Source organism: Kitasatospora sp. NPDC092948, assembly GCF_044754805.1.
Classification (GTDB): Bacteria; Actinomycetota; Actinomycetes; order Streptomycetales; family Streptomycetaceae; genus Kitasatospora.
This window is the reverse complement of sequence record NZ_JBIVPU010000020.1, coordinates 31967-54448: the sequence shown is the minus strand read 5'-3', so window position 1 is coordinate 54448 and position 22482 is coordinate 31967. Positions and strand designations below refer to the sequence as shown.

Annotated in this window: 25 protein-coding genes; 17 read left to right on the top strand and 8 right to left on the bottom strand. The window is 72.0% G+C overall.

The window, feature by feature from the left end:
- Window positions 1–8: 8 nt before the first annotated feature.
- The 7 genes from ACIQF6_RS33905 (at window position 9) to ACIQF6_RS33875 (ending at window position 4682) form a co-directional block, all read left to right on the top strand.
- The gene (locus ACIQF6_RS33905) at window positions 9–485 is read left to right on the top strand and encodes a hypothetical protein (protein ID WP_400902069.1); all 477 of its coding nucleotides are present in this window, start codon (window positions 9–11) and stop codon (window positions 483–485) included.
- A 149-nt stretch (window positions 486–634) separates the two neighbouring features.
- On the top strand, window positions 635–1438 hold the full coding sequence (locus tag ACIQF6_RS33900) for a hypothetical protein (protein WP_400902066.1): 804 nt from the start codon (window positions 635–637) through the stop codon (window positions 1436–1438).
- 76 nt (window positions 1439–1514) lie between these two features.
- Window positions 1515–2015, top strand: a complete 501-nt coding sequence (locus ACIQF6_RS33895) for an AAA family ATPase (RefSeq protein WP_400902064.1) — start codon at window positions 1515–1517, stop codon at window positions 2013–2015.
- Window positions 2016–2058: 43 nt separating this feature from the next.
- Window positions 2059–2922 (top strand): hypothetical protein, encoded by an 864-nt coding sequence (locus ACIQF6_RS33890; protein WP_400902061.1) that lies wholly within the window; start codon window positions 2059–2061, stop codon window positions 2920–2922.
- 144 nt (window positions 2923–3066) lie between these two features.
- Window positions 3067–3462: a hypothetical protein gene (locus ACIQF6_RS33885; RefSeq protein WP_400902059.1), complete on the top strand. Its 396-nt coding sequence runs from the start codon at window positions 3067–3069 to the stop codon at window positions 3460–3462.
- Window positions 3463–3585: 123 nt separating this feature from the next.
- A complete protein-coding gene (locus ACIQF6_RS33880) occupies window positions 3586–4116 on the top strand; it encodes an AAA family ATPase (protein WP_400902057.1) in 531 nt (176 codons plus the stop codon).
- A 110-nt stretch (window positions 4117–4226) separates the two neighbouring features.
- Window positions 4227–4682: a Pycsar system effector family protein gene (locus ACIQF6_RS33875; protein ID WP_400902055.1), complete on the top strand. Its 456-nt coding sequence runs from the start codon at window positions 4227–4229 to the stop codon at window positions 4680–4682.
- Between the two features lie 269 nt (window positions 4683–4951).
- Here the strand turns inward: ACIQF6_RS33875 and ACIQF6_RS33870 are convergent, their stop codons facing one another.
- From ACIQF6_RS33870 to ACIQF6_RS33860, 3 genes are all read right to left on the bottom strand, one after another.
- Entirely contained in the window at window positions 4952–5518 is a 567-nt protein-coding gene (locus ACIQF6_RS33870; protein WP_400902052.1) for a peptidase inhibitor family I36 protein, read from the bottom strand.
- A 169-nt stretch (window positions 5519–5687) separates the two neighbouring features.
- Window positions 5688–8498, bottom strand: a complete 2811-nt coding sequence (locus ACIQF6_RS33865; protein WP_400902049.1) for a BTAD domain-containing putative transcriptional regulator — start codon at window positions 8496–8498, stop codon at window positions 5688–5690.
- Between the two features lie 355 nt (window positions 8499–8853).
- Window positions 8854–9264, bottom strand: a complete 411-nt coding sequence (locus ACIQF6_RS33860; RefSeq protein ID WP_400902047.1) for a hypothetical protein — start codon at window positions 9262–9264, stop codon at window positions 8854–8856.
- A gap of 570 nt (window positions 9265–9834) precedes the next feature.
- Between ACIQF6_RS33860 and ACIQF6_RS33855 the strand changes: the two genes are divergently transcribed.
- From ACIQF6_RS33855 to ACIQF6_RS33845, 3 genes are all read left to right on the top strand, one after another.
- Window positions 9835–10347: a hypothetical protein gene (locus ACIQF6_RS33855; protein WP_400902045.1), complete on the top strand. Its 513-nt coding sequence runs from the start codon at window positions 9835–9837 to the stop codon at window positions 10345–10347.
- On the top strand, window positions 10344–10757 hold the full coding sequence (locus tag ACIQF6_RS33850; protein ID WP_400902044.1) for a hypothetical protein: 414 nt from the start codon (window positions 10344–10346) through the stop codon (window positions 10755–10757). The genes ACIQF6_RS33855 and ACIQF6_RS33850 overlap by 4 nt, the downstream gene beginning before the upstream one ends.
- Before the next feature lie 304 nt (window positions 10758–11061).
- Window positions 11062–11994, top strand: coding sequence for a hypothetical protein (locus ACIQF6_RS33845; RefSeq protein WP_400902042.1), 933 nt, complete (start codon window positions 11062–11064; stop codon window positions 11992–11994).
- An 83-nt stretch (window positions 11995–12077) separates the two neighbouring features.
- Here the strand turns inward: ACIQF6_RS33845 and ACIQF6_RS33840 are convergent, their stop codons facing one another.
- From ACIQF6_RS33840 to ACIQF6_RS33825, 4 genes are all read right to left on the bottom strand, one after another.
- On the bottom strand, window positions 12078–12368 hold the full coding sequence (locus ACIQF6_RS33840; protein ID WP_400902040.1) for an Imm21 family immunity protein: 291 nt from the start codon (window positions 12366–12368) through the stop codon (window positions 12078–12080).
- Window positions 12335–12529, bottom strand: a complete 195-nt coding sequence (locus ACIQF6_RS33835) for an Imm21 family immunity protein (RefSeq protein WP_400902038.1) — start codon at window positions 12527–12529, stop codon at window positions 12335–12337. The genes ACIQF6_RS33840 and ACIQF6_RS33835 overlap by 34 nt, the downstream gene beginning before the upstream one ends.
- A gap of 414 nt (window positions 12530–12943) precedes the next feature.
- Window positions 12944–14041: a ParB/RepB/Spo0J family partition protein gene (locus ACIQF6_RS33830; protein ID WP_400902036.1), complete on the bottom strand. Its 1098-nt coding sequence runs from the start codon at window positions 14039–14041 to the stop codon at window positions 12944–12946.
- Window positions 14038–15237 carry a ParA family protein gene (locus tag ACIQF6_RS33825; protein WP_400902034.1) on the bottom strand — a complete coding sequence of 400 codons (1200 nt, stop codon included), beginning with the start codon at window positions 15235–15237 and terminating at the stop codon, window positions 14038–14040. Before ACIQF6_RS33825 ends, ACIQF6_RS33830 begins: the two co-directional genes overlap by 4 nt.
- Before the next feature lie 225 nt (window positions 15238–15462).
- Between ACIQF6_RS33825 and ACIQF6_RS33820 the strand changes: the two genes are divergently transcribed.
- From ACIQF6_RS33820 to ACIQF6_RS33810, 3 genes are read left to right on the top strand one after another with little or no spacing between them, the layout of a single operon-like run.
- The gene (locus ACIQF6_RS33820; protein WP_400902032.1) at window positions 15463–15897 is read left to right on the top strand and encodes a hypothetical protein; all 435 of its coding nucleotides are present in this window, start codon (window positions 15463–15465) and stop codon (window positions 15895–15897) included.
- Window positions 15898–15903: 6 nt separating this feature from the next.
- Window positions 15904–16416 carry an NUDIX domain-containing protein gene (locus ACIQF6_RS33815; protein WP_400902030.1) on the top strand — a complete coding sequence of 171 codons (513 nt, stop codon included), beginning with the start codon at window positions 15904–15906 and terminating at the stop codon, window positions 16414–16416.
- 40 nt (window positions 16417–16456) lie between these two features.
- On the top strand, window positions 16457–16729 hold the full coding sequence (locus tag ACIQF6_RS33810) for a hypothetical protein (protein ID WP_400902028.1): 273 nt from the start codon (window positions 16457–16459) through the stop codon (window positions 16727–16729).
- A gap of 250 nt (window positions 16730–16979) precedes the next feature.
- Here the strand turns inward: ACIQF6_RS33810 and ACIQF6_RS33805 are convergent, their stop codons facing one another.
- A complete protein-coding gene (locus ACIQF6_RS33805) occupies window positions 16980–17726 on the bottom strand; it encodes an endonuclease domain-containing protein (protein ID WP_400902026.1) in 747 nt (248 codons plus the stop codon).
- 194 nt (window positions 17727–17920) lie between these two features.
- On the opposite strand from ACIQF6_RS33805, the gene ACIQF6_RS33800 reads away from it, so the two are divergent.
- The 4 genes from ACIQF6_RS33800 (at window position 17921) to ACIQF6_RS33785 (ending at window position 22249) form a co-directional block, all read left to right on the top strand.
- A complete protein-coding gene (locus ACIQF6_RS33800) occupies window positions 17921–18091 on the top strand; it encodes a hypothetical protein (RefSeq protein ID WP_400902024.1) in 171 nt (56 codons plus the stop codon).
- 7 nt (window positions 18092–18098) lie between these two features.
- On the top strand, window positions 18099–18446 hold the full coding sequence (locus ACIQF6_RS33795) for a hypothetical protein (protein WP_400902022.1): 348 nt from the start codon (window positions 18099–18101) through the stop codon (window positions 18444–18446).
- A 441-nt stretch (window positions 18447–18887) separates the two neighbouring features.
- On the top strand, window positions 18888–20702 hold the full coding sequence (locus tag ACIQF6_RS33790; protein WP_400902020.1) for a hypothetical protein: 1815 nt from the start codon (window positions 18888–18890) through the stop codon (window positions 20700–20702).
- Between the two features lie 104 nt (window positions 20703–20806).
- Window positions 20807–22249: a transglycosylase family protein gene (locus tag ACIQF6_RS33785; protein ID WP_400902019.1), complete on the top strand. Its 1443-nt coding sequence runs from the start codon at window positions 20807–20809 to the stop codon at window positions 22247–22249.
- The last annotated feature ends 233 nt before the right edge of the window (window positions 22250–22482 follow it).

The following is a 22482-nucleotide window of genomic DNA, read 5'->3' as shown; positions in this document are numbered from 1 at the left end:
AAGAACGGATGGACACCATGCCCGCCACCGCCCAGGTCGTCGGCGCCGTCACCCAGTTCGCGGTCGAGTACCGCCACGGCACTACCGCCCTCGTCGCCTTCACCACCGACGCCGCCGGAACCATCGGCTACACCCGGCTCGAATTCACCGCCGACCAACTGCACGACCTGGCCGATCTGATCGCCGCCGACCGCGGCGCGGACACCGCTGCCCCGCCTGTCCCGGCCGTCCCGGTGATCGCGATCCCCGCGCAGAACGCCGACACCGCAGTCGCCGCGTCGCCGCAGGAGGACACCCCCACAGCCCTGCGCCGGCTCTACACCACCTTGCGCCGCCGGCCCGGGGCCGAGGAGATCCGCGAGGCCCTGGCCAGCAGGGGCCTGATCGACCCCGGCATCTCCCGCGCCACCCTGCAGCGCATCCGCCAGCGCTTCGAAGACGACCACCCCGAGCTCCGAGCCGAACGGCAGCAGCCGCAGCTCTGAGACAACGCACCGGGGCCCCGAGGAGATCGCTTTCTCCTCGGGGCCCCGGCGCGTGCGGGCCGAATCGGCCCGGGCGGGCTCCTGGGTGAAGCAAGCACCCAGGAGCCCGCACCCATCATCGCGCACCCCGCCTTTGAGAGGACCCGATCGTGAAGCTCCGCCTGCCCGTCCAGCATCTGACGGCCGCCGTCACCCACACCGTCCGCGCGATCTCCGCCAAGCCCGTCGTGTCCGTGATGGCCGGCTTGCTCCTGGAGACCGCCGCCGACGGCCTGCACCTGTCCGCCAGCGACTATGAGGTCTACGCCACCGACCGTGTCTACGCCGAGGTCGCCGACGACGGCCGCATCCTCGTTCCCGGCTGGCTCCCGCCGCCTCACAGTCCAGCCAGCCCCGGCCCCGCGGCCGAGGGCAAGAAGAAGACGGACGGACCGGCCGCGCCGCTGGAGGCACTGGTCCCCACGAAGGTCTTCGGCGACCTCGCCCGCGCCTACGGTGCCGACCGGCCGCTGACTCTGCACAGCGACGGCGATCGCTGGGGCTGGTCCTCCTGCGGCTCCACGATCCCCGAGACGACCGCCACCATCACCGCCCCGGCCGCCGAACTCCACCAGGCCGTCCAGCGCGTCGCCCTGGTCGCCCGCGACAACACCCCTGTGCGACTCACCCTCGACGGCGGCCTGCTGCGCATCGAGGCCGGCAGCGGCGACAACGCCCACGGCTCCGAGCGCATCGAGGTCCACGCGGACGGAGACCTCACCGGCGAGTACACGATCGCGTTCAACCCGAACGACCTCGCCGACGGCATCAAGGCCGCAGGCGCGGCCGAGGCGGTCCTGCATGTCGGGGACAACCCCAAGCCCGCCGCCATCACCGCCCGCACCGGCACCGACGACGACATCGCGGCGCAGCCCTACCGGTACGTGATCATGCCGGTCCGCCTCAACCGCTGACACACCGGCGGGGCCGGGTGACCACCGCCCCGGGCCCGCCCGCCGCCACCCACCACGCCAACCACAGAAGGACCCCGTGAACCCCACCGATTTCGCCCCTGGCACGCTGATCGTCCTCGTCGGCGGTTCCGGCGCCGGCAAGACCCACTTCGCCCGCCGCTGGCCGGCCACCCAGTGCCTCTCCCTCGACGACTACCGAGCGATGGCCACCGACTCGGCTGCCGACCAGAGCGCCAGCACCGTCGCCGCGAACGTCCTCGACCTCCTTCTGGACGCCCGCCTCGCCCGATGCCTGACCACCGTCATCGACTCCACCGCCCTCGAGCAGCCCTGGCGCGCCCACCTCCTCGCCCGCGCCCGCTACTGGCAGCGCCCCTGCGCCGCAGTGCTGTTCGATGTCCCACTCGGGGGCCGCCGCGCGCTGAACGCCGCCCGGGAACGGGTGGTCCCGGACCACGTCCTGTGTGAGCAGGAGCAGCTGATGCCGACCGCCGAGCGGCTGCTCGCCGAGGGATTCGCACGCGTCGACCTCTTCACCACCCCGGTCGACCTCGAACCGGCCCGCGCCGGTCGCTGACCCGCCACCCGCCCGAACCGAACCCTTCAGGAAGGACACCACCGTGAACACCACCTCCGCCGGGCCGACCGCGCCCGCGCCGGTGATCGCCTTTGCCGCCCAGTCCATCGCCCGCCGAGGCCTGTTCGCCGAGCAGCCGGCCGTCGTCGGCGACCCGTCCCAGGATTGGGCGTTGTGGCTGACCGGCATCGAGCAGATCGTCCCGATGCCCAGCCTCGGCGAGGCGTTGATCGAGGCCACCGAGCACAACGCCGTCGCCGCCGACATGGACGACGGTTCGCCCTGCAACGCGGTCGTGCACGCCGTGGTCCTCCACCACGGCACCGCGTGGCGGCGCCCGCGTTCGGCCCGGGCCGGCAGCGTCCGTCCGCACATCGTGCACTCCGCCTGGTGCGTGATGTGCAACGAGCCGCTGGACGACGAGTACGGCTACTACGAGTCCCCCGAGGACGTCGTCGCCGCGGCCCGGTCCTGCGGCTGGCGGATCCTGCCCGGCGGTGAGCTGGTCTGCCCGGAGCCGGACCCCGCCCATCTCGCCGCGAAGAACTCGGACATCAGCCCCGCCGCGCCGGGCCAGGACACCCTCGTCCCCACCCCGGACGCGGCACCCGCCCAGGACGGCGCGTCCGGCAACCGACCGGACGACGGCGACATCGAAGCCGGCCGCTACCTGTACGGCGCGCGCATCAACCGCGCCCCCGCCCAGGCGGCCCCCGAGCCCGCGCAGCCGACCCCGGACACCGGCGCCGGCCACCTCACCCGGGCCTCGGAGCGCACCGGCCGGCTCACCGCTGAGGACCTCCTCGCCGTCCTGGCCGACGTTCCCGGCCACGCCGTGGTCGAGATGGCCGGCTACCCGCTCACCCGCGCCGAGTACATCGGCGGCGCGCTCGACCTGCACGCCTGACCCGCCCCGCCCGTCCGCCCCGCCCGTCCGCGCCACCTGACCCGCAGGGCCGGCCCGGTCCTGCCGCGAGCGGACCGTCGCCGCCGGCCCCGGACCACTCGTCCCAGCCGACCCGAGCACCAACAACCGGAAGGACACCACTCCATGGACAACCTGCGCCGCCTCGCCGCCGCCCCCTCCGAATCCCTCGTCGCCGTCCACGGCGTCATCACCCGCGTCTCCCGCGACGTCTACCCGCGCACCCTGACGATCAGCGACGAGAGCGGCTCCGTCGCCGTGGAGGTGCCCAGCAACGCCGTCGGCGGCCTGGTCGTCAACAACGGGTCCGCCTGGCTGATTGGCACCCGCGCCACCGCCCTCGGCCTGCGCGTGGACGGCGACCACGTCCGTGCCTCGAACATCGACCTGGACGCCGTGCCGCCCACCGTCGCGGGCCTCGTCGCCGCCGTCGCCCACGGCTCCACCGGCGCCGCCCTGCCCGCTGCGGCCCTCCTCGCCCTGCCGGCCGAGGAGAGCACCGCCGAACTCCAGGACCGCTGACCCCTCCGGGCCCCGACGCTGCCCACCACCGCGCCCGCCGCCCCTGCCATCCAGGCCGGTGCGGCGGGCGCCGTGGTGCGCGGCGCGGCCGCCCGGCCGACACCCGCCACCGGAGGGAAGACCGTGAGCACCGACCCGATGAACACCCCCGCCACCGCCCGAACCCACACCCTCGACCCCGTCGAACCTGGCGACGTCGTCGTCGTCGTCATGGTCGGCCCCAGCGGCTCGGGCAAGTCGACGCTGCTGCGTAACGTGCCGTCGCACCAGATCGTCAGCCTCGACCGACTGCGCGCCCTCGCCTCGGAACCAGGCGACCAGGACGCCACCGCCGACGCGCTCCTGCTCCAGCACCAGATCCTGAGCATGCGGCTGCGACGCGGGCTCACGACGTTCGTCGACAACGTGAGCTGCGAGCGCCACCACCGGCTCCAACTGGTCGACCTCGCCCACCTCCACGGACGCCGCGCGGTCGCGGTCCTGACGGACGCCCCGCTGCCCCTCTGCCTCGCACGGAACGCCGCCCGGCCCGACCACCAGCGGGTACCGGAGGACGAACTGCGCCGACAGCACCGCATGGCCCGCGACGCCCGCGAACTTCTCACCCGCGAAGGCTTCGACGAGATTCGCCACCACCACACCCCCGGGCGCTGACCCTGCGAACCACGGCGCCCCGCCTCCGGTGCCAGCCAGGCCCGGCAGTCGGGGCGCCGTGGTTCGCGGGGCCGGCACCCGGCCGGACACCGACAGGGAGGGCAACACCGATGGACATCACCACCGACACCGCGACCGACCAGGCCCTCGACCGCGAGATCACCGCGGTTGCCAACGAAATTGCGCGCACCGACTCGAAAGCCAGCCTGCTCCTCGCCCTGGATGGCGTGCTCGTCGCCGCTGTCGCCACGCTCGGCAAGGCCCCCGCCTACGCGCTCGCCCTGGCCGCCATCGGCACGGCGGCCATGGTCACCGCCTCCGTGCTCGCCGTCCTCGTCGTGAAGCCGCGCCTGGACCCGACCCGGTGCGACGGATTCTCCCGCTGGGCGGTCTGCCCCAACCCGGACCAGCTGCTTCAGGCCCTCGCCCACGACATCCGGCCCTATCGGCTGTACAAGCTGTCAGTCCTGTGCGAGCGCAAGATGCGCCACCTGATCTGGGCCGCCCGCCTCAACGTCGTCGCCGTTGTCACCGTCGCGGCGGCCGTTCTCGTATCCGCCACCTGACCACCCACGCGCCACCTGGAGCTTCGCTTGACCGGGCGGCCGCGCCGCCCACCGCTGCGCCCGCCCGCCATGCCGCCCAGGTCCGGTGCGGCCGGCGGTCGAGTGGGCGAGGGAGCTCACCCGCAAACTATGGGGCTGAGACACCCGCCCCCTGCGCCGCTCCTGGCGCACGACCAGCCGATTGCTGATGGTGGCTGGTGCCCCCATGGTGACGGACTTGCGTTTCCCCCTCCGCCACCATCCCCCCGGGGTCGGTCGGGAAGTGCGGGTCAGCAGGGAGTGATCGACCAGACGGGCTTCCAGTTGCCGTTCAGGTCGTGGTCGCGCGGCCCGTTGTCCGTGAAGACCCAGTTGCCGGTCTTGCCGAACATCTGGGCCAGCATCCACAACCGGGTCTGGTTGTTGTACCAGGACCCGGCTCCGCCCCAGCCGGACCCCAGCAGCGGCTGGTTCTTGCACGCGCCGAACCGCTGCTCCTTGCCGTTGTAACCGGGCTCCGTGTAGGCGCAGAAGTCGCCGTACGGGCAGACGTACTGCTGCAGTGCGGGACCGGTCGCCGGGCCGCGCGTGGTCGAGAGGTCGCGGACCCGCTTCTCGCCGGGGACGACGAGCCGTATCGAGGTGCCGTTCCCCAGGTCGACGATGTTCGCCGCCGTCTGCCGGCCCCCGGACTCGGCGAGGGTGGCGTCCACCTGCCGCTGCAGTTCCGTGCTTTGCGCGTCGGTCAGTCCGGCCCCTCTCGCCTGAGTGGCGAACGCCTGGTGTGTGGTGGGCGTGGTCGCGGCCGTGGCGGCGGGCGTGGCCAGGGCTCCGACACCTGCCAGCAGTGCCGTCACTACGCCTGCCGAGATATGCGATCGAAGTTTCACTGAGCGCTTCCTCTCTGATTCCCACGAAGCGTGCGATAGGTGTCACACGGGGTGTCTGTGGTGCTGTGCCGGAACCTACAGAGCCGTCATTCGGCAGACCTTGCACGGTTCTGGAATCCGCAGCTCGCGGGCGGTGTCAGTGGTGGTCGTCGGCGGCGAGGAGGCGGTCTCGGACCTGGTCCGCGTCCTGGTGGCCGAGTTCCTCCAGGAGGTGGAGGGCGTCGCGGTACGAGGCGTGGCCCTGTGCGTGGTCGCCGACGGAGCAGAGCGCTTCGCCGAGACCGACGAGTGTCTCCGCCTGCTGGTAGCGGTCGTCCAGGGCCCGGAAGAGGTTCAGGGCATTGCGGTAGCAGGTGATGGCGTCACCGTGTTCGCCCAGGCCCACGTGGGCGTGGGCGAGGCTGTCCCAGCTGTAGGCCTGGCCGGTGCGGTTGCCGACCTGCTGGAACAGCTCGACGGCGCGTCGGCAGGCGGTGCGGGCCTGCCGGTGGCGGCCCAGCAGCGATTGGCACCAGCCGATCACGTTCAGGGCGCTGGCGCGGCCGGGCAGGAACCCGGCCGCGGTGTAGTGGCGCAGGGTCGCCACGGCGTGGGTCAACGCTTCCGGGTGCCGTCCCTGTTTCTGGCTCACCCAGGACAGGGCGCGCTGTGTGTGGGCCTGTCCGGTCCGGTCGGCCGTCAGCGCGTAGCTCTCCATGGCCTGGTCGAGCAGGGCGCGGGCCTCGTCGTAGCGGCCGGTCCAGGCACAGGCGAGGGCCAGGCCGTGCCTGCTGTGGGCGAGGGCGTCGTGCTCCCCCACCTGGAGTGCCGCTTGCAGTGCGGTGCGCTGGATGTGTCGCCACTCGTCCCAGGAGCCCCTGCGCTGAAGGTGGGTGGTGAGGGTCCAGGCCAGGCGCCAGGCGTGGTCGTTGCATCCGGCGTCCGCCGCCTGGGACACGGCCGCGACCAGGGCGGCGTGCTCGGCGGTGAACCAGGCGACCGCCTCGTCGTGCGTGGTGGGTGCGGCGATGTGGGTGCCGGGGCGCGGCGGCAGGACGGCTATCGGGTCGCGGTGTTCGTCCAGGAGCCGGTCCGCGGCCCGGGCGGTGTGGAGGTAGTGATCGAGCAGCCGGAGCTCGGCCGCGCGACGCGGGGCTGCCGGTTCGTCGGCGGTGAGGCGGGTTCCGGCGTAGGCGCGCAGCAGGTCGTGGAGGCGGTAGCGGTCCGTGCCGCTGCGCTGCAGGAGGCTGGCATCGGCCAGTTCCTCCAGGAGCGCCCGCGCGGCCGAACAGGTCTCCGCGGCCAGCGACGCCACGGCCGGCAGGACGATGTCGGGCCCGGGGTGCAGGGCTAGCAGGCGGAACATGCGGGCCGCCGGGGGTGTGAGGGCCCGGTAGGACCAGGAGAAGGCGGCCACGAGATCGCTGTCGGGGCCTTCGTCGACGCTGAGGGCCTGCAAGCCGACGTGCTGGTCGCGCAGTTCGTCGAGGAGGGAGCGCAACGGCATCGCCGGGTTCGTGAGCACCCTGGCGGCGACGATGGCGAGCGCGAGCGGCAGCCCGCCGCAGTGCGCGACGAGGTCGTCGAGGGCCTGGGGGTCGGCGGCTGCGCGTGTCTCGCTCAGGCGGCCGACGACGAGGTCCCGGGCGGCTTGCGGTGCCAGCACGTCCAGGGCCAGGTGCTGTGCCTGGTGGTGGACGATCAGTCCCGGGAGCCGGCGTCTGCTCGTCACCAGGACGAGGCACTCGCCGCCACCGGGCAGCAGGGGTCTGACCTGTGCCGTGTTGTGCGCGTTGTCCAGCACCACGAGTAATCGCCGGTTCTCGGTCAGGCTCCGTAACAGCGCTGTCCTGTCGTCCGTGGCGGCGGGCAGGCGGTCGGGGCCGACGCCGAGGGAATCCAGCAGCCGGTGCAGGGCCTCGGCGGCCGGTAGCGGTGACTCGCCGGGTCCGAAGCCCCGGAGGTCCAGGTGGAGTTGGCCGTCGGGGAAGTGCTTGCCGACCCGACGGGCCCAGGACTGGGCCAGTGTGGTCTTCCCGATCCCTCCGCCCCCGGTGATCGTGATCACCAGAGCCGAACCGGAGCTGCAGCCGAAACCGTCCTTCAGGGTCTCCAACCGGGCGTCCAGGTAGGCCAGTTCGTCGTCGCGCCCGATCAGGTGCCGCACGGTGGGCGGGAGCTGACTGGCGGCCCGTGTCACCGCGGGGGCTACGGCCTCCGGGCGGCGGGGCACGGTCAGGGTGGTGTCCCGCGCGAGGATCCGCTGGTACAGCCGCTGCAGCGGCTCGCCGGGGTCGATGCCCAGCTCCTCCACCAACTGGCGGCGGACACGCTGGTAGGCGTCGAGCGCCTCCGCGGGACGGCCCGACCGGTAGAGCGCGAGGATGAGCTGTGCGGCCAGCCGCTCGTCCAACGGATACTCTGCCGCACGCGCGGTCAGCTCCGTCAGCAGATGTTCGTGCCGGCCCTGCCGCAGCGCCCGGTCGTTCCGCTCGGTCTCGGCCACCAGCCGCTCGTGCCGCAGGTCGGCGCGCAGCTCGTCGGCCCAGGCGCTCTCCACCGCGCCCAGGGGCTCGCCCCGCCACAGCGCGAGGGCCTCGTCGTACAGCGCCACGGCGTGACCGTCGTCCGCCGCCCGGGCCCTGGTGTTCAGGTCGCGGAAGCGGTGCAGGTCGACGGCGGCGGCGTCCACGCGCAGGACGTAGCCGCCGCCGTGCCGCTCCACCGCAGTGTCGCCCGCCCGCGCCACGATGCGCCGCAGCCGCGACACATAGCTGTGCAGGGCGGCGCGGGCTCGCTGCGGCTGCCGCTCCCCCCACACCCGCTCGGCGAGTTGGTCCGTGGTCACCAGCCGACCCGCGTCCACCAGTAGGGCGGCCAGAACGCACTGCTGCCGGGCGTGGCCCGCCGACAGCACCTGGTCGCCGACGCGTACCTCCACCGTGCCGAGCACTCCGAAGCGCACCATCGCTCACCCCTCTCCCCCGCTGATTCTGTCGGGACACCAGCCACGCTGACGGCCAACTTCAAGTCCGGGCGGCCGTCAGACCACTGCCTGTCCTTCTGCCCTCCGCAGAGCCGCCTACCCGGTTGACCCGGCCCCATCCGGCGATCAGGGACGAACAACCTGTGCCCAACAGCGTTTTGCCATGGCCTCTCCGTGCGGTATTCGCTGAGGCCCCGCTGGCAAGCATCATTAGCACTGCGGCGCGTCGACAGGAGCTGATCCGCGGATTGGCTCTTGACTTGGTTCAGCAGTTCGCTGTGCCCGCCTCGTCAATCCCTGACCTCGCTGTAGGACGTGAGCTGACTGGAGTGCTTCGCTAACGAGGTGGTTGGCGCTTGAGCTGTACGACGGTGGGATCGTCTGCAGTGGCCTGACTGCGGAGGTGCTGGTTCTCCACGGTGAGCTGGTTGACGACGCGGACCAGGGCGAGGACGTCGGCCCGTAGTCGGCCGAGTTCCTGGTTCTTCGCCGCGACGCTCTTCTTCAGCTTGGCGATCGTGGCGCGCTGGCGGGCTTCGGTGTCCGGGACGGCGCCGCGTCGGCGGACGTGGTCGTAGAACTCGTTGCGCAGGTCGGGGTGCCTCTGGGGCAGCGCGTTGCGGGGGACGCCGGCTTCTCGGGCGAGGGCGACGACTGTCAGCGCGCCGTCGGAGTTGCGCGCGGTGTCGGTGAGGATGCGTTGCATGGCGGCGCGGATCCGGTCGCGTTCGTCGTGGGTGGGGGTCATGGTGCTGTCGCCTCCGGAGTGGTGAAGCGGGTGCGGTCGGTTCGTCGGCCCAGGAGCGTAGGCGGTCGGCGTTGGCGCGCAGGCGTTCGGCGACGGGGCCGGGCGTGTGCGGCGCGCGTTGGCCGAGCTGGCTGGCGCGTTCGCGCAGTCGGCTGGCGTGGCGGTCGGTCCGCACGGTGTTGCCGCAGCCGGGAACGCACCGGTCGAGGGCAGGCACCTCCCGCACGTCGTCGCGGACGCACAGTGCGGTGTCGTGCCGGCAGAGGCAGAGCAGCAGGGCGTGCGGGTTGTCGTAGAGGACGGCGCCGTCGCGGGCGAGGAAGGTACGGGCGAAGCGGGCGGCGGCGGCCCTCGAAGCGGGGCGCGGTCGCGGCCTGGAGGAGGGCGCGGCGGGCGGCCGGGCCGGAGACACCGCCGCCGGCGGTGAAGTGCTCGTGGGGATCGGCGGCGGTCTCGGCCACGCTCAGGGCGGTTTCCGCGTCGATCAGGCTGTGGACGCCACCGCGGGCGCGGTTGCCGTAGCGGCCGGAGGTCTCGGTGTCGAGGGCGGTGCGCAGGTGGCCGTACTGGATGGCGAGGGCGACCAGGCCGCCGGGGCGGCGGGCGATGTGCCAGGCGAGGGTTCTGATCACCAGCGATGAGTTCCACCGCCTCACCGGACCGGCCGCGGCCGAGGCGGAGAGCCGTCTTGCCGAGTTCGAGCGGCATGTCCAGTTCCAGGGCAAGGTCATCAACGACGCCAAGCGGCTCCAACGCCACATCCGCCACGACCCCCATATCTGCCCGGGCCGGTACGTCACCTGCGTCCACAACCCGGACCGGGCCCTGTGCCGCCGGGACGACGGCAAGGCCGGCCCATCACTGCCGGACTGCCGGCTCCTACGGTGCCGCAACGTCGCCCTGTCCGCCGAGAACACCGACCACCTGCGAGCGGCCCTGGAAGCCCACGACCGGGAACTCGCCCGCGCGGACCAGCTGGCGCCGTTCGTCCGGCACCGGATCCAAACCCGCCGACAGGAGCTTGCCGACTTCCTCACCGAAACCGCCGTCACCGGCCCGGACACCAAGACGGAGAACCCGTGAGCCCCCGACTGCCCACCGACGAGCAGGTCCGGGCCGCGATGGAATCCGAACTCGCAGAGAGCGAGGCAGCCGCCCGGCGCGGCACCGTCACCAACGTCGAGAAGCGCCTCGGCGTCACCCACGCGACGTTCTACCGCAACTACCCGGAACTGATCACCTGGTTCAAGACCCGGCTCGCCGACCGGCACCGCTCGGCCACGACCCCGAAGAACAGCGCTCGGGCCGATGACGCGAACGCCCGTCTCCGGCGGGAGAACAGCGACCTGCGCAAGCTGGTCCGCATCTACGCCGAAGCGATCCGCCAGCTGACCGGAGACAAGGCCGCCCTGGAGGACGAGCTGCAAGCGCTGAGCGGGGTGACCAACCTTGCCGAACGCCGCCGCCACAACGCGGACGACGGACAGAACTGAAGGCTCCGCATGACCCCGAAGTAGCCACCTGCTGCCCCGGCCTGGTGCGGTCGTCGACCCGGTCGGCCCCGACCCGTCATCAACCCAGCGACGAAGCGCCCCCGGAAGCCCCTGGATCCGCTCCGAAATCCGATGGATCCTCTGCCGCGGGCGAGGCACAATCCCGGTGAACCGCAGCGGGGGAGCTTGTTTGGACGTGTTCGCGTGTGCCGAGTGCTGCACCGAGCTGACGGCACCGGTGTCCCGGGTCGCACTACCCGTCCACACCCACCACGGTGCCTGGGAGGAACTTCACCCTCCGCTGATGGAGCCGGGGACGTACGCCGTCGACCCCCGGCCCACCGGGCCGCCCTGGCGGTTGTGGCAGGAAGTCGGAGAGGAAGCGGCTGCCCGCCAGGGCGTGTACGCCCCGGTGTACTCCGTCTCCTTCGGCGCGCGGGGCAGGATCGTCATCGCGCCGGGTGACTCCAGGTCGATGACTCTGATCCCGGAGAGATGCGAGGGCTACTGCCGGGGCGTGGACGGCCGGGCCGGGCCCAACCTGGCCTGCACCGGGTGCGAACGGGCCGTGGCGACCCGGATCGACGACTGCGGCTCGTGGCAGACGGTGTGGCTGGAGCCCGACGCGGTCGTCAGCCGCCCCTCGGAGCTTCCGGACAGGCCACCGCCCGACTGGGCGGACCTGGAGCGTGCCGAGCACCGTGTCCCGCCCGTCGAACCCGACGGGTCGTGGAGTCGCCGCTGGGAGGCCGCGGTCGGCGTCATGCTGGCCCACCTCGTGACGGCCACCGAGAACCACCCGGTGACTCTCCCCTCCGGCCCCGTCGCCGAACTGCTCGGCCATGCCGTGGCCCGCTACCTCCCACCCGGGCCCAACCCCCGCACGGTGGAACTGGCCGGCCCGGGCATCCCCGAGCCCCAGCCCCTCCCCGACGTCCTGCTCGTCCCCCGCCATCCCGGCACGGGCGAGCCGTGGCGCCCATCCGGCCTCAAGGCGACGGTGGTGCCGCTGGACAGCGGGGTCTGGGCCTACCTCACCAGCCCCGGGGAGACCTCGCCGATGCCTGCCACCGGGGCGCTCCCGGCGGGCGTCCTGCGCGACGACTACCCAACGCCATCGCGCCCTTGGCGGCTACTGGAACCCCACGACCGCGCCTTCAGGGACACCCTGGTCGGGCTGCCCGAGATCCGTGGCCCCCGGCTGCGCAGGTATCACGACGCCGCGTACCGATCGTGAGCGCCCGTTGGGCGTTGGGGGGACTTCGGACCCGTCCCAGCGTGCGTGCCTCTGGGGTTGCGGGTGCGAGCGCGGTGTGCGAGTCAAGGGGCCGTTGTCGACTGGCCGTCGACCTGTAGAAGGAGCTGAACCACGTTGATCCAAGGGGAGTCGCCGGTCTTCTGGAACGCGCGGACCCTCCAGCGTCCTGCGGGCAGGTGAACGGGGGCTTGGTCCGGCTCGCCCCTGCCGTCCGGGTAAAGCACGCCGAGGTTTTTGCCGGCCTCGGCGGAGTTCATGAGGACTGCCGGCCCGTCGGTCTCCCAGAGACCGCACTCCTCCCACGGCGTCGCTGGGTCGTTCAGCGCCGTTTCGGCAGCGGCGAGCCAGCGCACGAAGCCCTCTGCTCGGGCAGGTAGCAGGTGGTGGCGGGCTCGTCGCCCAGCGCCAGTGCCGAGACGTGGCTGCAGCCGCGCAGGCCGATCACCTCGGCCAGGCCCTCGACCCCGCAGGCCCGGTCGTAGTCGTCCGTCTGGTCGCTGTCACCGATGATCATGCCGTCCTTGGTGGAGATATCCGAAGCAACGAGAGGGCGCTGCGGCTTGTTCGTCGGCGACGCGGCATTCCGCCGAGGTCGACGGAAGACGGCGCTGCGGAACCCGCTCACCACTCCTCACCTGTGCGGTCCCAGCGCTACAAGATGATCCTTCTGCGGTGGGCGTCCGGTGCCTCCATCGCGGCCCTGATCGTGCTTGCCGTAGCCGCGCTCATCACCGCCGCCACCTGACACAGAGAGGCCCGTACCCATTGCTGGGTACGGGCCTCTCTGTGCTCAACGGGACGATCCGATTCGTACCCGTCAGGGGGTGCCGGTCCTTGCAGCCGGCTTCCCGAGGGCTCGGTGTAAACCCGGTTTACTGTGCGGGCCCGTCAAAGCGGCCTTGGGTGCGCATGGCGGAGTAAACCGGGTTTACATCGGCTCCGCCGACACCGTCTCGGTACTGCGTGCGGAGTCCAGCAGCTCGATCAGCGCCCGAGCGACCGCAGCGGCCTGACGGGAGGTCAACGCCGAGTGGATGCTCCGGGCAAGCGCCTCCGGGTCGACCGGTTCGATCGTCAGCGTCAGCACCTGCGGTTCGGCTCCGGCGGAGTCCGGCGGTGCGGTGCTCGAGCCGTCGACTGCCGTCGTGGACGGCGGGTCCGTCGGCGGCTGGGTGTCGGGGTAAACCGGGTTTACCCCGACACCGGAAGCGGACGAGGGGGAGTCCGCCGCAGCCGAGGTGTAAACCGGGTTTACTTGCGGCTCGGTCCGGGGCCGGGCCAGCTTCGTCTTCGGCTTGTCGCGGGCCGTGCGGGCCTGGACAACCTGCTCGTCGGCCGACATGGTGCCGGCCCGCGTCGCGGCACCGAGCCGCCGGGCGTCCTTGACGCCGATCTCCTTGGCCTCGACCATCTCCTTCACCTCGGGAGTCAAGTGAAGGAGCGCCAGTCGCTGGCCGACCCACGCGGGCGTCTTCCCCAGGCGGCGGGCCACGGCGGCCTGGTTGCCGTCGTAGACGGTGTCGAGGAGTTCCTGAATGGCCTCGGCTTCCTCGACCGGCGGGACGTTCTCGCGGTGGATGTTGGCGATCAGCGCGGCTTCGAGCATCGCGGCAGCGGTCGGCGCGAGGTCGTCCTGCAGGTCGACGCGGATCCGCTCGAGTCCCGCCCGGTCGGCGGCCCGCAGGCGCCGGTTGCCGTCGAGAGCGACGAACGACGCGTCACCCAGACGATCCTCGGCGACCTCGGGGTGGGCGTCGAGGAACGCCATCCTCGACACCACGGTGACAGCGGTGACCTGCCCGATCTCCCGCATGCTCGCCGCGGTCTCGTCGATCGCCTCCTCGCTGTACGTCTTGCGATGGTTGCGAGGGTTGAAGACGACGTCCGCCAACGGGATGCTCGACGCCTTGCGCGGCCGGCCAAGGGCCTCACTGCGGGCCTCGGCGGACGCCATGTCACCGCCCCGCGAAGCACTGAGACTGCCGAACGCCGACCCGCCGCCAGCAAGCTTCTTGGCGATGCTCATCCGAGCCTCCTACGGATCTCGCGCATACGCTGCGCCTGGATGGAGGACGGCGCGTACTGCAGCAGGGGCTGCTTCACATGCACCGCCTCACGCTGTTCCTTCAGGTCGGGCAGGATGCTGAGCACCGGCGGGTCCTGAAGGCCCTCCCATTGCTGCAAGGCGTTGACGACCACGTAGCCCTTGCGGACGTCGTACTTGTTGACGACCAGTCCGAGGCGGTCGATGTCGACCTCGTAGTCGAGCGAGACGGTGTTGATCTGGCTCTCGAGCATCATGTATGCGTGCGCGGAGGAGTCCTCCGCCTCGACGGGGATGACGACGCCGGAGTTTCCCCTCGGCTCGTTCTTGCGTCGGTGTGCGTAGTAGATGCCGGCGTCCATGGCCAGGCCCAGGTTCGGCGGAGCGTCGATGACGATGACGTCGAAGTGCTCCTCGAGGGCGGCCAGAGCCCGCTGCAACAGTGCCTCTCGCGGGCCCCGGACGCCGCCGAGCCTCGAGTCCAGCAGAAACGCCTCGAACGAGGACGGCAGCAGAAACAGCCGGTCCTCGAAGTACTCGGGAGCGATCGGGACGACGTGATCCATCAGCGAGCCGACAACCCGCTCACGTTCGACCATGTGCGTCACCAGGCTCTCGGTACCCGGCGCGATCTGCTTGCACCCCAACTGCTCGGTGAGGTGGCCCTGCGGGTCGTAGTCCACGAGCAGGGTGCGCAGGCCCGGGAGCGCCGGCAGCTTCGACGAGCCCGTTGTGGCGGGCAGCCCAAGAGCTATGGCCTGTGCGAGACCGGCGGCCACCGTGGTCTTCCCGACGCCGCCCTTCTGGTTGCAGACGATGAAGCGCCGGGTGACGCGGGGGATCGTCAGGTCCGACAGCGGAGCTGCGTGGGAGTCCACCCACGCGCGGACCGCCTGCGCCAGCCCCTGCACGAAAGAGATCTCCCGCGCGGTGCACTCGGATTTGAAGGTGTCGTACAAGCCGGCCGGCAGCCACGTGTTGAAGCTGTCGGCACCTGACGTGTCGACCGCCGAATCCTGGCCGACCTCACGGGACAACCATCGTTCGACGGCCTCGGTCACCGCGACCTGCATGTCGACGCCGAGCTGCGCAGCCCGGGTCTTCAGCGCTTGACGGAGAGCCGGGGGGAGCTTCGACGCAACCTTTTCCCGCTCTCCACCGGAATATGGAGATGCCATGGCGTCACCATAGTGGCGTTCGAGTGAATTTGATGCATTGCCGGCAGCGCGGCGCGTCGTGCATCGCCTCGGAGCCGTCTCGGACATCTCGTGGCCCAGGTGGGTGGCATGGACGCTGAGTTCGCCACCTGCCCTACGAACACGGCCATATGTGACGGAACGCCACACTCGGCGCGCCCCGCACGCATACCGTGGAAGGCCAAGCGGCCTCGAGGGGAGACGACAGTGTCGTGGCGAGACGCGGTACCACTGGCCCTGCGGATGCTGCTGCAGCGGGACGACCACATCGACCCGCACCTGGAGATCCTGCGCCTGGGCGCCGAGCACCAGGACATCGACGCCCGCGATGTCACCGTCACCCTGGTACTGGGCAGCGCGTTGGTGACCGGCACGGTGATCTCCACCGACACGTGGGAGCGCCTGCACCTGCGTCGGCTCAGCGGCCACGACGACACCCTTCGCCGGATCGTCCGGGACGCGGTCGGCCACCTCGACCAGGCCGCCGACGAAGGCCGCCACCGACAGGACATCGACCGGCGCTTCCTGCACATGCGCGACGTAACCCACCGCGTCGGCCGCACGGCCCACACCCTGCCGCTGTGGCGCGGCTCCCTCGCCGCCGTCTCCGGCTGGAGCCTCGGCCGACCCGACCAGGACTGAGCCGCAGTGACCGGGGACACCGTCCCGGTGCGGGTGTGCGCGCTGCTGGTCTCCCCGGACGGCCGGGTGTGCGTGATCCGCCGTCACCGCCCCGGCGGCGTACAGCACTCACTCCCCGGCGGCCTGCTCGCGGACGGCGAGCAGCCGGCCGACGCGCTGCGCCGCGAGATCCGGGAGGAGCTCGGCCTGGACCTGGTCGCCGCCGACGTCGACCCGGCCCCGCGGTTCGAGCAGCACCAGGCCACCACCCGCCCGGGAGGCAGCCGGCTGTTCCTGCGCCGCCACCTCGTCTGCGTCGTCCACCTCCCGCAGGCGCTCGCCGACGGCGTCGCCCTAGTCGAGCTCGACGCCGCCGACACCACCGAGGTCCTCTGGCCGGCCCCGGCAGACCTGGCAGGCAGCCACCTCTACCCGGACATCGGCGAGCACCTGGTCGCCGCCGCTACCCAGGCCGCGCCCGCGGCCGCCGCCCCGGTGCTGCTGCCCGCGATGACGGATGCCAGCTACCAGTGGCGCTGATTGCCCGCGCGCTGCCGACCGGCAGTGCCACGCTGGCCCGATGGACCAGCACGACGAGCAGCTGCCGCAGCGCCGGGTCTACGGCTCCGAGCCCGGCGAGGACCCCGGCCCCGAGCCGGGACACGAGTACCGCGAGCTGGTGGGCGGCCCCCTGGACGGACAGCTGGTCGACGTCACCGGCTGGGCCCCGGACGAGCTGGAGTGCGGTACCGCGCTGATCACCGAGCTCGGCCACTACGGCGGCGGCCGCGCCCACTACGAGCCGCGCCCCGCCGACCCGCTCCGGTGGGACTGGGCGGTCGACAGCGCGTAGCCCTCACAGCCAGCGCAGCGCCCGTTCGCATTCCGGGCACCGGGCACCGGGCGGTGGCGAGGGCGGGCGGGTACCAGGGCTGTCCCGGCAGGTGCTCAAGGACGGCCGAGGGCTCGGCGGTGCACCGGCCGTGCCGCGTGGTGGCGCCGAGCCGGACGGCAGCCAGCACGGACAGGTGCCGGGGCGGAAGGGTGCCGGTGGTGCGGCAGCCGCTGCACTCCAGCAGGTGCCGTACCGCCGGGCCGCGGTTCTAGAAGGTCCGCCAGATGCCCTTCTGTGCGCTTTCGTCCTGGTTGCAGCTCGCGCAGGCCGGCCCGCGGACGAAGTCGTGAAAGGGCTTGTGGCAGTGGTCCCAGACAGCGGCCTGCCGCAGCCCGCACACCGCGCAGAGGTAGCCGTCGGCGCGCGTCGCCCGCCGCCGCTCGCTGGTGTACCGCACGCCCCGCATCGAACCGCCGTACAGGGGATGCTCGCCGCCCGCGCAGGCCGGACACCGGGTGATCCAGCCGTCCGCGCCGGACGACCGCCAGTCGCGGTTCTGCCGCGCCCGGGCCGCCGCCGTCCGCAAGGACAAGTCCTCCACCGCACCGCACCCCGCGCACCGCTGCGCCCGCGCCAGCAGCGCCACGTGCTCGGCACGCCACCCATCCAGCACCTCCGCCCACCGCGAGGGGATGCTCCACACCCCGGCCCGGCGGCGCACCACCTCCATCACGACCACACCGGCCACCACCAGCGGGTCACGGCCATCCGGCTCCCGGACACCTCCCAGCAGGCAGCCGAGCTCCTTCACCGCCAGGCGCTGCGCCGCAGGGGCGAGCCCGCTGTCGAGGAGGTCGGCGGCCGGCGCGCGGCGGCGGGCCCGGGCGGCGCGGTCGACGGGCTCGCCCTGCACGGCCAGGCGCCAGTCGTCGTCGAAGCGGCAGCCCCGGTTCAGGTCCGTCCACGGCAGCCCCAGGGTGCCGGGTGTCCGGACGCACATTTCTGGCATGAGCATGCCTTCGTGTCTGCTTCCGGACAGTCCGATCGGCGACAGCCGGAACGTCTTTTCGAGGGGGTCCCGGAACGGCGAAAGTAGTGATCGCCGCCAGGGAGAACAAAAACCGGGTGGTGACCGGAAGAGGGTCAACCGCGGGACTCCTCGACCGGACCGGCCAGCCGACCCCCCGTCACATCCGAAGGAAGACCACCATGATCAGCACCCGCATCGCCAAGACCGCCGCGGTCCTCACCGTCTCGCTCGGCGCCCTGCTCCTGACCTCCGCCACCGCTGCCACCGCCTCCGCCCCCGACGCGGCCGCGGTCTCCACCACTCCCACCCCGCTCCCCTCCGCCACCACCGACAGCCTCAGCTGGGGCTGACACCCTCTTGGACGTCGTCCACGCAAACCTGCGGCGCAAAGAGCCCGGCCCCGCCCCGGCACCGGAGGCGAGCGAGGTCGTCGGGATCCTGTGCGCCCACGCCAGACCCGCCGACGCGCTCCAGCACATCACCGTCCGCTGCGAGTTGGAACAGGTCGACCTGCTGCTCTACCTACTGACCCGCCCCACCACCGCCGCTGCTCCTGCCGCCGGCGGCCTCCCGGCCCGGGCACCTTCTAACACCGGACCGAAGGATCCGCTGGCCGTCGCGCACGACCTGATCACCCGCAGCCACGAGGCATCGCCGATACTGCGCCGGCGCTACCAGCCGCCGATCCCGCCCACTGCGCGCTGACCTCTCACCCCGTACCGCCCGACCCACCCTGTACGCCGTACCTCTCGCTCCCTGTACCCGTACTTCCCAGGGCAGACCGCTGCCGGCCGACCGCCGCAGTCACACCCGCCCCGCCCCTCTGCCGCTGCACCACACCGACCGCTGCTCCTGCAGGGCAGCCGTCCGCCGCCGATCCGGCGGCCGCGATCCCCGGGCGCGCCCGCTCTTCTTCTCGGCGCCCTACCACCGCCGCCATCCCTGCGAACAACTGCCTTTCCGCCTGTCCTTCGCTCCGCCTGTCCTTCACTCCACCGGTTCGCGCCGATCCCGGCGGCCAACCGCGCAGTGCCCGGCGTCCCGGCTGTTCCTGCAGGGCAGCCGTCCGTACCGGGTCGGCCTCATCCCACACATCTGCCTTCCTGACCGCGTGTCAGGACTTCTTCTCGACGGAGATCCGCCATCATGTCTGTTCGTAAGCGCACTGCCGCCGCTGTCGCCGTCCTCGCCTCGACCGGTCTGGCCTGCGCGGTCCTGTCTGTCCTTCCCGCCCATGCTGACACCGTGGTCTCCTCCTACCAGTCGGTGACGTCGACTGGCACCCTGGGCAACGGTGCGGCCCCGGGCGGTACCGTGTCCCGCTCGCAAGCCCTGCAGCGGGCCCAGGACTGGGTCAACAACGCCGTTCCGTACAGCCCGTACGGCCTCAACTCCCCCTACGGCTGGTGGGCCGACAACGCGACCGGCGGCCGCTACCGCGAAGACTGCTCCGGCCTGGTCTCGATGGCCTGGCAGCTGAGCAGCAGCCTGACCACCGACAGCCTGCCCAGCGTGTCGACCCGGCTCGGCAGCTTCGACGACCTCAAGCCCGGCGACGCGATCAACAGCTCCACCCACGTCGTCCTGTTCGCCGGTTGGGCCGACAGCGGCCACACCACCGCCAACGTCTACACCGAGTCAGGCACCGCCTACCCGACCCGCTACGCCCAGTACTCCCGCTCCTACCTGTCGAGCAACGGCTACTACGGCCTGCGCTACAACAAGATGGTCGACTCCTCCGCCCCGGCGGGCTACCCCGACCCCGCGACCCTGGCCACCGGCACGCTGGTCAAGTCGCCCAACAACGCGCTGGTGAAGCTGATCATCAATGGCGCGGGTCTGCCGATCGCCGGCTCCGATGTCACCCCCGACGGCTACAACCTGGGCAGCGTCGTCACCGTCGACGACGCCAAGTTCTGGGCCCTGCCCAACTCCCTGCCGGCCGGGACCGTGGTCCACGACCAGGCCGGCGGCGCCGCCCGCTACGTCGTGGTCGGCGGCGCTGCCCTGCCGATCGACGGCACCGAGTGGAACGCCGACGGCTACAACACCCGCCCCGACATGGGCGTGCCCACCTCCTGGCTCCAGCAGGCCCTGCGGAACACCCTGCCCACCGGCCTGGTGGTGATGGACCAGTCCGGCACCGACAACAACCGCTACGTCATGGTCAACGGCGCCGCCCTGCACATCTCCGGCGCCGAGTGGACCGCCGACGGCTACAACACTCAGACCCTCATGGGCGTCCCCGGTATCTGGCTCAAGGGCGCGGCCGCCAAGGCACCCTCGACCGGGACCGTGGTGATGGACCAGTCCGGCACCGACAGCAACCGCTACGTCATCATCGGCGGCGCCGCCGTGCACATCTCCGCCGCCGAGTGGACCGCCGATGGCTACGCCGGGCAGTCGCTGATGGGCGTGCCCGGCGAATGGCTCGCCGGCCGGACTGGCGCCGACGTCGCCGACGGCACTCTGGTCAAGGGCCAGTCCGGCGCGGACCCGAGCGTCTACGTGATGGCCAACGGCACCGCCCTGCTCCTGACCAACGCCGAGTACACCTCGGTGTTCGCCTCCGGCCCCGTAGCGGGCGTTCCCGAGGCATGGGAGGCCACCGTCGTCGCCCGCCCCCTCAAGGACGGCACCGTCATCAAGAACGCCTCCGGCGCCGACCCCTCCATCTACGTCATGGCTGGTGGCAAGGCAGTCCCGCTCACCTACGCCGACTACACCGGCCTCGGCTACGACAAGCAGCCCCTGCGCGGTGTCCCCGGCACCTGGGAGGCCACCGCCGTCGCCAAGACCGTCCCCGCAGACGGCACCCTCCTGAAGTCCTCGGACACCACCACCGTCTGGCAGGTCGTCAACGGCGGCAGCAAGAAGGCTGCCGTGGCCGGCAGCTACAACACCGCCGACGTGGTCGCGGTGCCCACCGCGCTGACCGCGCAGCTCCCGACCATCCAGTAACCACCGCCCGAACCGGGGCAGCCCCGCCGCACACCGGGCTGCCCCGGCCGCACCGCCCGGCACCCGACCGCAGACCGACCGCCGCCGCCCAGGGGGAACCCGCCATGACCGCCGCCACCCGTACTAAGAAGTCCGCACTCGTCATCGCCGCGACCGCACTGCTCGCCCTCGCCACCCCGCTGGCCGCCGGCGGCCAGGCATTCGCAGCCTCGGTCTCCACCTGGGACAAGGTCGCCCAGTGCGAGAGCAGCGGCAACTGGTCGATCAACACCGGCAACGGATACTACGGCGGCCTCCAGTTCTCCGAGAGCACCTGGCTCGCCTACGGCGGCAGCCAGTACGCGCAGTACCCCCACCAGGCCACCAAGCAGCAGCAGATCCTGACCGCCGAGAAGGTCCTCGCCGCCCAGGGGCAGAACGCCTGGCCCACCTGCGGCCCGCTCGCCGGCCTGGGCAGCGACCATGCCGTCCCCTACCCGACCACCGCCACCTACCCCGCCCCGTCCTCGCTGCCCAGCGGCACGCTGGTCAAGTCGCCCACCGGCCCCGCCGTCAAGGTGCTGATCGGCGGCGCGGGCCTGGCGGTCGCCGGCTCCGACGTCACCCCTGACGGCTACAACCTGGGCAGCGTCGTCACCATCGACGACGCGGCATTCAACAGCCTGCCCACCGCGCCGCCGGCCGGGACCGTGGTCCACGACCAGGCCGGCGGCGCCGCCCGCTACGTGGTCGTCACCGGCGCCGCCCTGCCGATCTCCGGCACCGACTGGACCTCCGACGGCTACAACACCCGCCCCGACATGGGCGTGCCCACCTCCTGGCTCGCGAACGCCGCCGCCGGCACCCTGCCCACCGGCCTGGTGGTGATGGACCAGTCCGGCGCCGACAACAACCGCTACGTCATGGTCGACGGCGCCGCCCTGCACATTTCCGGTGCCGAGTGGACCGCCGACGGCTACAACACCCGCACCCTGATGGGCGTCCCGACCGACTGGCTGAAGGCCGCCGCCGCGAAGACCCCCTCCAACGGCATCGTGCTGATGGACCAGTCCGGCGCCGACAGCAACCGCTACGTGATGGCTGGCGGCGCCGCCCTGCACATTTCCGGTGCCGAGTGGACTGCCGACGGCTACAACACCCGCACCCTGATGGGCGTGCCCGGCGAATGGCTCAAGGCGACCGCCGCCCGCCAGGTGGCCAACGGCTCCGTCGTCAAGGACGCCTCCGGTGCCGACCCGAGCGTCTACGTGATGGCCGGCGGCATGGCCGTCCCGCTCACCTACGCCGACTACACCGGCCTCGGCTACGACAAGCGCCCGATCACCCCCGTTCCCGGGGCCTGGGAGGCCACCGCCGTCGCCAGGACCGCCCCGGCGGACGGCACCCTGCTCCTGTCGCCCGACAGCACCACCGTCTGGCAGAGCGTCAACAACGGCAGCAAGAAGGCCCTGGCCGCCACCGATTTCGGCCCGGGCAAGCTCAGCCTCGGCGACGTGGTCAACGTCCCCACCGCCCTCACGGCCAAGATCCCCACCGTCACCCAATAACCGACACCCGCACCACCAGGAGGGATGCCCGGGCCCACGGCCCGGGCATCGGCGTCCCATCCCGCCCCCGGCCGAGGCCTGCAGCGAACCCCCCGGTCGGGAGACGGAAAGACCGGACCCCGGGCTGCGCGGCGCGGAGGCTGGCACCAGCCCGAGGGAGTCCTGCGCGCAGGAACCCGAATCCGGCCAGGCCGCCGAGTTCCTCGGCGCAGTCGGCGAAGCCGGCGGTGGTC

Excerpts from the sequence above, each read along its gene's own strand:
- ACIQF6_RS33860 (WP_400902047.1), bottom strand. The coding sequence starts at position 9,264 with ATGACCCCCACCCACGACGAACGCGACCGGATCCGCGCCGCCATGCAA.
- ACIQF6_RS33835 (WP_400902038.1), bottom strand. The coding sequence starts at position 12,529 with ATGATCATCGGTGACAGCGACCAGACGGACGACTACGACCGGGCCTGC.
- ACIQF6_RS33810 (WP_400902028.1), top strand. The coding sequence starts at position 16,457 with ATGGACCAGCACGACGAGCAGCTGCCGCAGCGCCGGGTCTACGGCTCC.
- ACIQF6_RS33790 (WP_400902020.1), top strand. The coding sequence starts at position 18,888 with ATGTCTGTTCGTAAGCGCACTGCCGCCGCTGTCGCCGTCCTCGCCTCG.
- ACIQF6_RS33875 (WP_400902055.1), top strand. The coding sequence starts at position 4,227 with ATGGACATCACCACCGACACCGCGACCGACCAGGCCCTCGACCGCGAG.
- ACIQF6_RS33805 (WP_400902026.1), bottom strand. The coding sequence starts at position 17,726 with ATGCTCATGCCAGAAATGTGCGTCCGGACACCCGGCACCCTGGGGCTG.
- ACIQF6_RS33830 (WP_400902036.1), bottom strand. The coding sequence starts at position 14,041 with ATGAGCATCGCCAAGAAGCTTGCTGGCGGCGGGTCGGCGTTCGGCAGT.
- ACIQF6_RS33905 (WP_400902069.1), top strand. The coding sequence starts at position 9 with ATGGACACCATGCCCGCCACCGCCCAGGTCGTCGGCGCCGTCACCCAG.
- ACIQF6_RS33855 (WP_400902045.1), top strand. The coding sequence starts at position 9,835 with ATGGCGAGGGCGACCAGGCCGCCGGGGCGGCGGGCGATGTGCCAGGCG.
- ACIQF6_RS33865 (WP_400902049.1), bottom strand. The coding sequence starts at position 8,498 with ATGGTGCGCTTCGGAGTGCTCGGCACGGTGGAGGTACGCGTCGGCGAC.
- ACIQF6_RS33785 (WP_400902019.1), top strand. The coding sequence starts at position 20,807 with ATGACCGCCGCCACCCGTACTAAGAAGTCCGCACTCGTCATCGCCGCG.
- ACIQF6_RS33845 (WP_400902042.1), top strand. The coding sequence starts at position 11,062 with ATGGAGCCGGGGACGTACGCCGTCGACCCCCGGCCCACCGGGCCGCCC.
- ACIQF6_RS33825 (WP_400902034.1), bottom strand. The coding sequence starts at position 15,237 with ATGGCATCTCCATATTCCGGTGGAGAGCGGGAAAAGGTTGCGTCGAAG.
- ACIQF6_RS33885 (WP_400902059.1), top strand. The coding sequence starts at position 3,067 with ATGGACAACCTGCGCCGCCTCGCCGCCGCCCCCTCCGAATCCCTCGTC.
- ACIQF6_RS33800 (WP_400902024.1), top strand. The coding sequence starts at position 17,921 with ATGATCAGCACCCGCATCGCCAAGACCGCCGCGGTCCTCACCGTCTCG.